Annotated in this window: 13 protein-coding genes; 8 read left to right on the top strand and 5 right to left on the bottom strand. The window is 62.0% G+C overall.

Going from position 1 to position 12,371, the window contains the following annotated elements; genetic code table 11:
• Positions 1-3 precede the first annotated feature (3 nt).
• Entirely contained in the window at positions 4-1,086 is a 1,083-nt protein-coding gene (locus tag ACQKI2_RS08740) for a DUF2332 domain-containing protein (protein ID WP_427379302.1), read from the top strand.
• Here the strand turns inward: ACQKI2_RS08740 and ACQKI2_RS08735 are convergent.
• A complete protein-coding gene (locus ACQKI2_RS08735) occupies positions 1,083-2,147 on the bottom strand; it encodes a serine hydrolase domain-containing protein (RefSeq protein ID WP_427379301.1) in 1,065 nt (354 codons plus the stop codon). The genes ACQKI2_RS08740 and ACQKI2_RS08735 overlap by 4 nt on opposite strands.
• A 67-nt stretch (positions 2,148-2,214) precedes the next feature.
• Positions 2,215-2,712 (bottom strand): Lrp/AsnC family transcriptional regulator, encoded by a 498-nt coding sequence (locus ACQKI2_RS08730; RefSeq protein ID WP_035601403.1) that lies wholly within the window; start codon positions 2,710-2,712, stop codon positions 2,215-2,217.
• Between the two features lie 126 nt (positions 2,713-2,838).
• On the opposite strand from ACQKI2_RS08730, the gene ACQKI2_RS08725 reads away from it, so the two are divergent.
• A complete protein-coding gene (locus tag ACQKI2_RS08725) occupies positions 2,839-6,300 on the top strand; it encodes an indolepyruvate ferredoxin oxidoreductase family protein (RefSeq protein ID WP_427379300.1) in 3,462 nt (1,153 codons plus the stop codon).
• An 84-nt stretch (positions 6,301-6,384) separates the two neighbouring features.
• On the opposite strand, the gene ACQKI2_RS08720 is transcribed toward ACQKI2_RS08725, so the two are convergent.
• Together ACQKI2_RS08720 and ACQKI2_RS08715 are read right to left on the bottom strand one after the other, a co-directional pair.
• Positions 6,385-6,717: a hypothetical protein gene (locus ACQKI2_RS08720; RefSeq protein ID WP_427379299.1), complete on the bottom strand. Its 333-nt coding sequence runs from the start codon at positions 6,715-6,717 to the stop codon at positions 6,385-6,387.
• A gap of 65 nt (positions 6,718-6,782) precedes the next feature.
• The gene (locus tag ACQKI2_RS08715) at positions 6,783-8,375 is read right to left on the bottom strand and encodes a lysine--tRNA ligase (RefSeq protein ID WP_427379298.1); all 1,593 of its coding nucleotides are present in this window, start codon (positions 8,373-8,375) and stop codon (positions 6,783-6,785) included.
• A gap of 158 nt (positions 8,376-8,533) precedes the next feature.
• On the opposite strand from ACQKI2_RS08715, the gene ACQKI2_RS08710 reads away from it, so the two are divergent.
• From ACQKI2_RS08710 to ACQKI2_RS08685, 6 genes are all read left to right on the top strand, one after another.
• Positions 8,534-8,983 carry a hypothetical protein gene (locus ACQKI2_RS08710; protein ID WP_427379297.1) on the top strand — a complete coding sequence of 150 codons (450 nt, stop codon included), beginning with the start codon at positions 8,534-8,536 and terminating at the stop codon, positions 8,981-8,983.
• Positions 8,984-8,986: 3 nt separating this feature from the next.
• Complete coding sequence (locus ACQKI2_RS08705; protein WP_427379296.1) at positions 8,987-9,214, top strand: helix-turn-helix transcriptional regulator; 228 nt, start codon at positions 8,987-8,989, stop codon at positions 9,212-9,214.
• A 73-nt stretch (positions 9,215-9,287) separates the two neighbouring features.
• Complete coding sequence (locus ACQKI2_RS08700; RefSeq protein ID WP_427379295.1) at positions 9,288-9,497, top strand: (2Fe-2S)-binding protein; 210 nt, start codon at positions 9,288-9,290, stop codon at positions 9,495-9,497.
• 204 nt (positions 9,498-9,701) lie between these two features.
• Positions 9,702-10,187, top strand: coding sequence for a bacterioferritin (gene bfr / locus ACQKI2_RS08695; protein ID WP_427379294.1), 486 nt, complete (start codon positions 9,702-9,704; stop codon positions 10,185-10,187).
• 96 nt (positions 10,188-10,283) lie between these two features.
• Positions 10,284-11,183 carry an SIMPL domain-containing protein gene (locus ACQKI2_RS08690; RefSeq protein WP_427379293.1) on the top strand — a complete coding sequence of 300 codons (900 nt, stop codon included), beginning with the start codon at positions 10,284-10,286 and terminating at the stop codon, positions 11,181-11,183.
• 171 nt (positions 11,184-11,354) lie between these two features.
• On the top strand, positions 11,355-11,729 hold the full coding sequence (locus tag ACQKI2_RS08685; protein ID WP_427379292.1) for a DUF2853 family protein: 375 nt from the start codon (positions 11,355-11,357) through the stop codon (positions 11,727-11,729).
• Between the two features lie 73 nt (positions 11,730-11,802).
• On the opposite strand, the gene ACQKI2_RS08680 is transcribed toward ACQKI2_RS08685, so the two are convergent.
• A complete protein-coding gene (locus tag ACQKI2_RS08680; RefSeq protein ID WP_427379291.1) occupies positions 11,803-12,345 on the bottom strand; it encodes a hypothetical protein in 543 nt (180 codons plus the stop codon).
• Positions 12,346-12,371 lie beyond the last annotated feature (26 nt).

Genomic DNA, 12,371 nt, shown 5'->3' with positions numbered 1-12,371 from the left:
CGCGTGGCGGGTACAACCAGGGACGACATTCTCGCGCATTTTCGCGAGCAGGCAGGGTTCTGCGCTGCGCTGGGGTCTCCATTCATGGAGGCCCTGTGCCACGCCATGGCCAGCGATATCGAGGCCGGCGGGCCGGTTGAGCGGCTGGTCAGGGGCTGGCCGGGCAATCCCCGCCGCGATGCGCTGTCCCTGCGGATCGCCGGATACCTTCACTATGCCGTTCTGGGCGGCAAGGCGCCGGAACTGGCCGCCGTCTATCCAGGCGCCAATCCGGACTGGACCATGGAGGCCGTCTGGCCCATCGCGCGCGACTGGCTGACAAGGCGCGAGCGGGCGGCAAAGGTTTTCATGAAATCCCCCCCGCAGACCAACGAAACCCGGCGCGCCATTGCGCTCGTGCCGGGCTTCCTGAAGGTCGCCAGCCTCTTTCCGGGGCCGATGCATATGCTGGAACTGGGCGCCAGCGCTGGCCTCAACCAGAACTGGGACCGGTTCAATTACCGCACCAGCCGCTGGGAGCTTACCGGCAACAGCGACGTCACCATCGACACCGAGTGGGATGGTCCGCCCCCGGATCATATCGACATGTCGTTCAACGTCGCCTCCCGCGCGGCCTGCGATCAGGCGCCGATCAGTCTTTCAAAGGCTTCGGCCGCCCGCCGCCTCAAATCCTATGTCTGGCCCGACCAGCCCGAACGGCTTGCGCGGCTCGATGCCGCTATCGCGCTGGCCCGCCGCACCCGCGTCCGCGTCGACAAGGCAGACGCGGCAGACTGGCTGAAGGCAAAGCTCGCCTCACGCCCCGAAGAAGGCCCGACCGTGATCTATCATTCGGTCTTCCTGCAATATCCGCCGGCCGAAACGCGCCGCGCCCTGCAGGCCATGATTGAAGAGGCCGGCGCAAAGGCCACCTGGGACCGCCCGCTTGCCTGGGTCTGCTTTGAGCCGGGCGCCTTCTTCCAGGGGCCCGATCAGGTGGGCATCAATCCGAACGATTTCATCACCTATCTGCGCGTCTGGCCGGAGGGGGAAGATTACCGCCTTGTGCGTTCAGATGGGCATGTCGTGCGGGCCGAACGTCTCTAGCGGGCATTTTCCTGCGCCCAGCCGATCAACTGACCTGTCAGCTCACGGATGGCTTCGTCTGCCTGCTTGCCGGCCGCATTCGTATTGACAATGATCACCGCGCCCGGCTCCGGCAACACCACAACCTGCGACAGCCACATCGTGTTGGACCCCGCATGCAGATAAACGGGTTTGCCATCCGCGCCTGTCTGCACGCCCCACCCCATGGCATACTCCGCCGCCGCGTCCGGATAGGGCGTCATCAGCCTGCGGCGCATCTCGCCAGGCAGCGCCTGGGGGCCCTCCAGAAAAGGCAGCAACAGAAGGGCGTGCCCGGCAAGGCTGATATGGGCTGTTCCGGCAGAGGCAAAGGCGGGCGCATTGTCGGCAGAAGGCCCGGTGCCCACGGGCCTTAGCCCGCCAAACAAGCCGCCCTTATGCCCCTGAATGGCACTCGGCGGTCCAAAGCCAAATCCCATGCCCGCGCCCTGCGGTACCTGTTCAATCACCAGACGGCGCATCAGCTGCTCATAGGTCTCCCCTGTTCCCGCCACCTGCTCCATCGCCCTTCCGGCAAGGATGTAGCCGAGGTTGGAATACACAAACGCGCCGCGCTCGCCCGCCGGGGTTTTCTGCAAGGTGCTGGCCACCAGGCTGGCGCGCTGCTGCGCCACAGGGTCGCCATTGCGCCCCGCCCCGGTCATCCACAGCACGCCGGGATTGGCCGCCGCGCCCGAGCGATGCGCCAGCAGCTCCTCAATCGTTACATCCCGCCAGCGGGGGTGCAGCGTCTCGCCCTCGAAGATCTCGCCCAGCGTCATCCCCCAGCGCGCCGAGCCTGCCTCCACCAAACGTGCCCAGCCCAGCGCAGTCAGCATCTTGGTATTGGACCCAATATGCCAGGCGTCAGTGGGCTGAATGGCCGCGCCGCCCCGCGCGCGCTCCCCGGTGACCGCGAGCGCAATGATCCCGTCCTCCGGCGTGGCGACCACGGCGCCCAGCCCGATCAGGCCGTGCCTCTCCCGCGCGGTCTCCAGAAGGGGTCGGATCTGTCCAGATTTGTCCGGAATTGTCTCGGCCATGACCGGGCCGGTTATCAAACTGGCTGCCAGAATACTCAAAATGACGCGGTTTGCCGCCCGCCGGGCCCTAATCGCTCGACTTTGCAGACTGGCGCACGAGGCCGAGGGGCAGGGCCGTGGTTTTCTTCGCAACGCGGATGACAATCCGCGACTGAACGTCAGAAACCAGTTTGGAACCAAGGAGTTTGTCGCGCAGGAAATTGTCATAAGCATGCATGTCCGTTGTTACGATATGCATGGAATAGTCTACCGCCCCGGTCACGGTCATACATTCGACCACCTCCGGCCAGAGCTGCACAAGCGCTTCAAAAGCCTCAAGGTTTTCCTTGCTCGGCAAGGCCAGTTTGACGCTGGCAATCACCTCGAAGTTCAGCCCCAGCGCATGATTGTCAATCAGCGTCACCCGCCCCTTGATGAAGCCGGCCTCTTCCATACGCTTGATGCGCCGCCAGCAGGGTGAAGAAGAAAGCCCCACACGCTCTGCAATTTCAGCGACCGACAGGCTCGCATCGTGTTGAATCAGATCGAGGATGCGGGCATCAATGCTATCAAGCTCTTGGGACAATTTACCGGGAACCCCTCAACAATTGGAAGAATATTCCCGGAAATAACAAAATTCTCGCAAGATAGGCAAGCAATTTCGTTCGTTTTTCCCAATAATATGCCGCAGACATTGGAGCGCCAGTCTGCCATGAAACATCGTGAAGTTACGCTGGACGACAAATACGAACTTGTCGAGGGCAAGGCTTATATGACGGGCATCCAGGCCCTCGTCCGCCTGCCCATTGATCGCAAGCGCCTGGACCGTGCCGCAGGCCACAATACCGGCGGCTTCATCTCGGGCTATCGGGGCTCTCCCCTCGGCGGCTATGACCAGCAACTCCGCGCCGTCCAGAAACTTCTCGATGCTCACGACATCAAATTCTGGGAAGGCCTCAACGAAGACCTCGGCGCCACCGCTGTCTGGGGCTCGCAACAACTCGGCCTCTTCCCCGGCGCAAAATTCGATGGCCTGTTCGGCATCTGGTATGGCAAGGCCCCCGGCGTGGACCGCACCGGCGATGTCTTCAAACACGCCAATGCCGCCGGCACCTCGGCGCTTGGCGGCGTCCTCGCCATCGTGGGGGACGACCATAACTGCAAATCCTCCACCCTGCCGTCCCAGTCCGATTACGCGATGATGGATGCCGAGATCCCGGTGCTGAACCCGGCCTCGATCCAGGACGTGCTGGACTATGGCATCCATGGCTGGGAGATGAGCCGCTTCTCCGGCGCCTGGGTCGGGCTCACGGCGCTCGCCGATACGATGGATTCGGGCTCCGTGGTCGATGTCACGCTCAGCCGGCTGTCGATCCAGCGGCCGTCTTTCCCCTTCCCGGAAGGCGGCGTGCATATGCGCCGGGGCGACATTCCCCTCAACAAGGAAGCCCGGCTGCGCCAGATCAAACTGCCCGCCGCGCAGGCCTATGTCCGCGCCAACCGGCTGGACCATGTGATCCTGCCTTCGCCCAAGCCGCGCATCGGCATCATCGTGACCGGCCAGGCAGCCCGCGACGTGTTCGAGGCCCTCGCCGCGATCGGCCTGACGCCGGAAGAAGCTGGCCGCCTCGGCCTCAGCATCTTCAAGGTGGCCATGCCCTGGCCGCTGGAGCCGCAAGGCATCCGCGAATTCTGCTCCGGCCTGGAGCGTGTGGTGGTCATCGAGCACAAACGCCCGCTGATCGAAGCGCAGCTGAAGGCGGCCCTCTACGACCTCCCGGAAAGCCGGCGCCCGGTGATCGAAGGCAAGTTCGACGGGGAAGGCCGCCCGCTCCTTTCCGACATTGCCTCGCTCAGCATTCCGGAAATCGCCAACGCGCTGATGCGCTCCATCCCTTCGGGCTGGGATACCAGCCGCGCCGAGGCCTATTTCAACCGCGTGGGCAGCGCCGGCGAAGCTGCGCGCACGAATGCCTCGCCCACCGTGCGCTCGCCGCATTTCTGCTCGGGCTGCCCTCACAACACCTCCACCAATGTTCCCGAAGGCTCCCGCGCCCTCGCCGGCATCGGCTGTCACTATATGGCCAACTTCATGCCAGACCGGAAAACTGACATGACCAGCCAGATGGGCGGGGAAGGCATTGCCTGGGTGGGCCAGCACTGGGCCACCGAAGAACCCCACGTCTTCGTCAATCTGGGCGATGGCACCTATTCCCATTCCGGCTCTCTGGCCATCCGCGCCGCCGTCACCAGTGGCGCAAACATGACCTACAAGATCCTTTACAATGACGCGGTTGCCATGACCGGCGGGCAGCATGTGGAATCTGGCCAGACGCCCGCCCAGATTGCCCAGCAGGTGGAGGCTGAAGGCGTCAAGACCATCCGTATCGTGACCGAAGATCCGACGCGCTATGCCGCCGTCACCGGCCTGCCGCGCGGCGTGAAGATCTATCACCGCGACGATCTGGAAGACGTGCAGAAGGAACTGCGCCAGACACCAGGCGTCTCCGTCATCATCTACGACCAGATGTGCGCCACCGAGAAGCGCCGCCGCTCCAAGCGCGGCATGATCGCCCCAGACCGTGTACGCACCATCATCAACACCGAAGTCTGTGAGGGCTGCGGCGATTGCTCGATCAAATCCAACTGCCTCTCGGTGGAGCCGGTGGAGACCGAACTTGGCCGCAAGCGCCGGATCAACCAGTCGACCTGCAATACCGATCTCTCCTGCGTCAAGGGCTTCTGCCCGAGCTTCGTGACGATCAAGGATGGCGAACCGGCCTGGGAAGACCAGCCGCGCCTTGTCTTTGATGCCGACGGCCTGCCCCTGCCCGAAACGCCCAGCCTCGCCCGGCCCTGGAACGTGCTGTTCACGGGCGTGGGCGGAACAGGCGTGACCACGGTTGCCGCCGTGCTGGCCATGGCCGCGCATGTGGACGGCAATGCGGCCTGCACGCTGGATATGACGGGCCTTGCGCAGAAAGGCGGGCCGGTGCTCAGCCATGTGCGCTTTGCGCGCGAGCCGGAGATGATCTCCACCGGCCGCGTGCCCCCGGCCAGCGCTGACCTGATCATCGGCTGCGATCTTGTGGTAGCCGCCGGCGGCGACGCGCTGAACCTCATGGACCCGGAGCGCACGGCCGCCTACACCAATTCGGACGTTACCCCCACTTCGGAATTCATCCGTAACCGGTCGAAACGTTTCGAGAGCGATCTGCTCTCGGCGCGGGTAAAGCGCCAGACCGCAGAGTTCGGCGCCTTTGATGCCGAAGCGCTCGCCGTGGGCTATCTGCATGACGCCATCTACACCAACATGATCATGGTGGGCTATTCCTGGCAGAAGGGCAAAGTGCCCGTCAGCCTGCGCGGCCTTTACCGCGCCATCCGGCTCAACGGCACCAAGGTTGAGGATAACATGGCGGCGTTCAATATCGGCCGCCTCGCCGCCGCGGCGCCTGAACGCCTCGCCCCGCAGCACGATCCCCGCGGCCATATCGAGCCCAAGACCCTGGACGAACTGATCGAGGACCGCGCAGGCCGCCTCACCGCTTATCAGAATGCCGGCTATGCCGCCCGCTACCGGGATATCGTGGCAGAGGTCCGCGCGGCAGAGACGCAGGCCGGCCTCGGCGAGAACCTGACGCGCGCGGTGGCCACCTATGCCTACAAGCTGATGGCTTACAAGGACGAGTATGAGGTTGCCCGTCTCTATACGGATGGAAAGTTTGCTGAGCAGCTGGCCAGCCAGTTCAAGGGCGGCAAGCTGCGCTTCTGGCTCGCCCCGCCTATCCTCTCGAAGAAGGATGGCAACGGGCATCTGGAGAAAAAGCATTTCGGCGCGTGGATGCTGACCGGCTTCCGGGTTCTCGCCAGGCTGAAAGGCCTGCGCGGCACCCGGTTTGATCTCTTCGGCTATACCGGGGAGCGCAAGATGGAACGCGCCCTGCGCGATGACTATCTCGCCAATATGAGCCAGATTGCGCGGGAGCTGACCCCCGCCAATCACAGCCTGGCCGTCGAGATTGCCAAAGTGCCCGACGAAATCCGCGGCTTCGGCCATGTAAAGGAAGCCGCCGTGGAAAAAGCCAAGGCCCATGCGGCAGAGCTTTGGGCCGGCTGGCCGGAGGGCAAGCTGCCCAAGGCGAAGGTCTCCCTGATCGCTGCAGCGCGATAGCCGGACCGCTTCCCGGCTGTATGGCGCGCAGTGAAACTGCCCCCCTGGCCCGCGAAAGCGGGTCAGGGGTTTCTTTTTCAGGGATCAGCGGAGCGGCGACACTTCCACGTCCACCACCTTGCCCTTCTTGCTCATCTTCTTGATTTCCCGCTCGACATATTTGGCTTTGACTTCGCGCGTCTCGGTGCGCGTGCCCTTGCCCTTCTTGTAGGTCACTTCGAGGCGGACCATCTCGTCGGGCCCGTCCAGCGCGTCGCCCGTCACCCGGACGGCCGTGCCGCCTACATACACCACGCCCTTGGCCGTTGCCTCCAGCGCGTCCCCCGCCAGGCTGACCGGAACGGTGACGATCTTGGCCGCCACACAGCCCGTCATCGGCAAAGTCAGGGCGAGCGCAGCAAGAATGCAAAGACGCATGGGCGGGGAGCCTCCTTGTGAAGACCCAACCATAACCCGCATTTGCGTTACTTTCAGCTTACAGCTCAGCCACGCGCCAGCGCGTCGTCGATCAGCCCGGCGGTCTCGGCCACGCCATAGAGCGCGGCAAAACTACCGAAACGCGGCCCCTGCTCCTGGCCCAGCAGCACCTCGTAAAGCGCCTTGAACCATTCGCGCAGATTTTCAAAGCCATGATCCTTGCCAACGCTGAAGGTCAGCGTCTGCAGGTTCTCGCCGGTGGGCTCATCGCTGAATGCCTTGAGGCGGCCGGAAAGGTCAGCCATCGCGGCGCGCTCCTGATCCGTTGGTGCCCGGAAGGTTTTCGCCGGCAACACGAAGTCGCGGTAATACCGCATGGCATAGCCCGCCAGCTCGTCCAGCAGCGGATGGGTCTGCGGAGACGCTTCGGGCGCGTAGCGGGTGATATAGGCCCAGAGCTGGGAGGTATCGGTCGGGTTGGCGACAGCCACGAGGTTCATCAGCAGCGCGAAGCTGACCGGGCTCGACCATTGCGGCGGGCGGCCGGAATGGATGTGCCAGACAGGGTTTTCCAGCTGCGCGGCGACCTCTTCCTGCGGGAACTTCTCGAGGAAGGTGAGGTATTCGTCCACGGTCTTGGGGATGACGTCGAAATAGAGCTTCTTCGCCACACGCGGCTTCTGGAACTGGAACAGCGCCAGGCTCTCGTCCGGCGCATAGGTCAGCCATTGCTCGACCGAGATGCCATTGCCCTTGGTCTTGGAGATCTTTTCGCCCTTCTCGTCCAGGAACAGTTCGTAGACATACTGTTCCGGCGGGCGCGCCCCCAGGATGCGGCAGATCTTGGAATAGATCGGCGCGTTGGCCTGATGGTCCTTGCCGAACATTTCAAAGTCGATGCCGAGCGCGGCCCAGCGCATGCCGAAATCGGGCTTCCACTGCATCTTCACCGCGCCGCCGGTAACGGGCAGCGTCACATCCGTGCCGTCTTCATCCGTGAACGTCACTTCCCCCCGCGCAGCGTCTACCTTCTTCATCGGCACATACAGCACGCGGCCCGTGCTCGGGCTGATCGGCAGGAAGGGCGAATAGGTGGCCCGCCGCTCCTCCCCCAGGGTCGGCAGCATCACATCCATGATCGCCTGATACGTCTCCGCCGCGCGCAGCAGCATCGCGTCAAACCGGCCGGACTTGTAACAGTCGGTGGCCGAAAGAAACTCGTACTGGAAGCCGAACTTGTCGAGAAACGCGCAGAGACGCGCATTCATATGCGCGCCATAGGACGCATGGGTGCCGAAAGGATCGGGCACCGATGTCAGCGGCTTCTGGAGGAAGGTTTCCAGCGATTTGGGATCGGGCACGGTATCGGGAACCTTCCGCATACCGTCCATGTCATCGGACACGCAGATCAGGCGCGTGGCATATTTGCCCGCCGTCAGCACCTCAAACGCATGGCGCACCATCGTGGTGCGCACAACTTCGCCGAAGGTGCCGATATGCGGCAGGCCCGAGGGGCCGTAGCCCGTCTCGAAGATGACCGGCGCGTCTGCCTTGCGCTCGCCCGCCTTCACCTGTTCGGCCACGCGCTTTTCCAGCGCGCGCGCAAGCTCGAAAGGCCAGGCCTTGGCAGTTTGGGCGAGGGTCGAAAGGTCGGTCATCTTATTGTCAGTCACTACTGATTAATGGTCCGCCGGACCTAGAGGCCGCGCCGGGGGGCGTCAAGCGACGGGGCAAGTTTTGTAAAAGATGTTTGACATGTCAAAAATTTTGAACCACATGAGGATGTATAGAATTTTTGACACGATCGGAGACCGCCATGTCTGTTATCGAAACCGTCGCGAACATGTCGTTCCGGGAAAAATCCGCATGGGGCATGGGCCTCATCCTGAGTGCGGGCGCGGTCTTCTATTTCGGCAAGGTGATGAGCCTTTCCGAGGCGCTTGGCAGAACCGCCCCGCCGATCATCGGCTTTGTCATCGCCTATGTGGTGTTCATCGTGATTGCCTCGGTGATCATGATGTCGGTTCTTGCGGGAATGGCCGGCAAGGAGGCCGATGCGCCCGCCGATGAGCGGGAAAAGATCATTGCCGACAAGGCGGGCAACTGGTCGGGCTATGTGCTGGCCGTTCCGGCGCTCGGGGGCCTCTGGCACTATTCTTTGAACCTCGACGGAAACATGCTGTTCCACCTGGTCTTTCTCAGCCTGATGCTGTCGCAGATATCGGAATACGCCTTCCAGATCTTCCTGTACCGCCGGGGTGGCTGAGCCATGGCCAACGCCCCTCCCATCACCAATCGCATACGGGAGCTGCGCGAAGCACGCGGCGGGATGAGCCAGGCACAGCTTGCCGAGATGATCGGCGTCACCCGCCAGACGGTCATCGCGATAGAGCGGGGCAAATACTCCCCCTCTCTGGAAAGCGCCTTCCGGATAGCCAGGGTCTTCGGCCTTGGAATTGAAGATGTTTTTGGATGGGAGAGTCCGCCCGCCGCCTGACCGCGCCCGGGGATGCAAATTCAGGCCCGCCTTCCGCGAAAGCCTGATTGACACTCATTCGCAAGTGCTGCAAATGGTTCGCATGATCATTTGCGTCTGCAATCGTATCAACTGCCGCTCGGTCCGCGAGGCCGTGGATGCTGGCGCCCGCAGCCCCAAGGCTGTGCAGGCTCACCATGGCTGCAAGTTCAATTGCGGCAAGTGCTCCACCACGATCGGGGAAATGATTTCCGAGAAGATGGACGCTCAAAGCGGCTCCCTGCCGATGATCGCTGCTGAATAAGCCCGCTGCTGCGGACCGTTTCTTCCTGAAAACTCAAAGCATTGACTGTGCCTGCCTTGCGCAGGCGCTTGGCGCATGTCCGCTGCAACTGTGTCGCACTTTCATATGCAATTGATTTTATTGGATTTTTTGGTTGATCGCCGCCAACCCCTCCTCTATATGCCTAGGTAGATTCACTTACATAGCCAACCAGCGGAGCTCCCCATGAAAGGCGACAAGAAGGTCATCGACTTCCTGAACCAGGCCCTGAAAAACGAGCTGACCGCCATCAACCAGTATTTCCTGCATTCCCGCATGCTGCGCGACTGGGGCGTCTCCAAGCTCGCCAAGAAAGAGTATGAGGAATCGATCGAGGAGATGCATCACGCCGACTGGCTGGTAGAGCGTGTTCTCTTCCTCGGCGGCCTGCCCAACCTTCAGGATCTGGGCAAGCTGCATATCGGCGAGAGCGTTCAGGAAATTCTCGAATGCGATCTCAAGCTCGAGAATATCGCCATCCCGCTGCTGCGCGACGCGATCCAGTATTGTGAGGAAGTGCGCGACTATGGCAGCCGCGATCTCTTCTACAAGATCCTCCACAATGAGGAAGAACACGTCGATTATCTGGAAACCCAGTTCGCCCTGATCGAGCGTATCGGCATCGAGCGCTACACGCTGCTCCAGGCCGAAGCGAACGAAAAAGGGGACTAATCCAGCCATTGTACGGCCACATTAAAGGTTCGATAGTTTTGCGGCCTGCAGTTCACTCTGCAGGCCGCATTCACATCTGACCTTATGGGGACATACATGAAACGCCTTTCCGCCATGCGCGCCCTTGCGTGCCTGTTCCTTGCGATGAGTACGGCCGCCACGTCTCTGGCCAGCGCGCAGACCATGCCCGACTTCCAGAACGAGGCCTTCACAACGCCCTACTGGACGAGAAACCCTGTCATCGAAGTGCTCGGCCGGGCCAACATGGAGGTTGCTCCAAACCGCGCTTCCTTCTCGGTGACCTATCTGGAAACCGACAAGGATTCGAAAAAAGCGATGCAGCTGGCGGTCGAGCGTGGACGTCTTGCCTATGACACGATCAAGAAGACGGCCGGCAAGAGCGCCCTCATCCAGTCCTCGGTGAACGTCACCGCGCTCTATGAGCAATACAAGGACAAGGATGGCAATCGCATCGACAATGAGCGCTCCGACAAGATCCGCGCCTATGAGGCGCGCGTTTCGCTGAGCGTGATCGTGGATGATGTCTCCAAGGCGGGCGCGGCGCGCGCAGGCGCGCTGACCCTGGCCCCGGAAAACTCTTCCGGCCTCTCGACCTATCTGGAAAGAACCACCGAGATGAACCTGGCCGCCTATGAAGCCGCTGTGAAGAATGGCTCTGCCCGCGCCAGGGCCACGGCTGCCGCCAGCGGCGCAACGCTCGGCAAGCTGATGGTTGTGCAGGAAGGCGGCGGCCCCTGCCTTGGCCAGTGGTCCTCCATGGCGGGCAGTGATTACGACTACTATCGTTCAGCGCCGGCTGCGATGGCGCCGCCACCACCCCCGCCGCCTCCGCCGCCTCCCGTTGCCAGCGGCATGGTCGGCGGGCGCCAGATAACCATCACCCAGGCTGATATCGACACACTCAATCTGCCATCGGATGATAAACCCCAGCAGATATCCTCCAGCGTCTGCATGATTTACGCACTTAACAAGTAAAATCTGTATACTGATAATTTAGGCAGAAATGCACAGCCTGTGCATTTCTGCTTGATCCTTCCGCCGAAGCGAGGTCTACATGCCCTTGAGGCATCAGGCCTCCTTCGCAAACCCTGTGGCATTATCCGCTTCGCCTTTCTGCGCTGGAGTGGACCAAGGAAGGAAATCAAAATGGCAAAAGCCACCACCAAGGCGCCTAGCGCCAAAGAAGTTCTCGTTGAGAAATATATCGCAGACCTGAAGGAAAAAGTCGGCGAAGCGCGCCCGGACCTTGCCCTTCTCGATGCAGTTGTCAAAGCCTGCGGCCCGGCAATCTATAAGGCTGACTCAGCCACGGTTGCCGCCTCCGACAAGGATGAACTCGCCCGCGTAAAGACGAATTTCATCGGCAAACGGCTCGGCGTCACCGATGAGGCAAAGGCAGATGCCGCCATCAAGGCAGCGGTAGAGAAGTATGGCCGCAGCGTGCGCGCCAAACATCGCCCGGTGCTTTACTATCTGATCGCCAAGGAACTGAAAAAAGCCGCTGCGCTCAAGAAAGCCTGAGGCGGCCACATCCACAAGGCAAAGCCGCCGCCCCGATCACCGGAGCGGCGGCTTTTCTTTTTTCGCGATACGCTCAGCGCTTGGCGTCGCGTTTGGCCTGGCTGCGCGCATTGTTGGCGCGCGCTGCGCCTTTCATCGTCTTCAGGTTTGGAAAGGCTTCCCGCTTGCTCGACGGCGCGGAACTCATGCCCTTGCCCGCCTTCCGGGATGCGGGCTTGCGCTGGGAAGCAGACTGCTTCCGGTCCAGCGCAGATTGCAGGGCCGTCTGCGCCTTCTCTTTTTCTGCCGCCACGCTTTCCCGCGCCGCTCTGCGCTCAACGATGCCGAGCTTGGTTTCGAAACGGTCCAGCGTTTCGGCAAAGAAGTCGCGTTTGGTGACAGTCGCCGCATTGCCGGTGGGCGCCTTCTGCCGGGTCGGCGCCGCCTTGCCGCGGATTTCCCGGGCCTGCTTGCTTGCCAGATCAGCGTATTTGTCCCGCAGTTTTCGCGCGCGATTTATCCGTTGGCGGAGCTCTTTCTCATTGAGATTTCCAACAGCGGGCGGATAGCTCTCATTGGCAAGCGCAAATTCGGCGGCCGTGCAGAGAGGTTTGGCATCGCGGCGTGAAATGGTCATGGGTAATCTCCTTCTCAGACGTTATG

The sequence above is a fragment of the Hyphomonas sp. NPDC076881 genome, from assembly GCF_050269995.1.
Taxonomy (GTDB): Bacteria; Pseudomonadota; Alphaproteobacteria; order Caulobacterales; family Hyphomonadaceae; genus Hyphomonas.
Note: the sequence above shows the minus strand (reverse complement) of the source record. Positions and strands in the feature narration are given on the sequence as shown.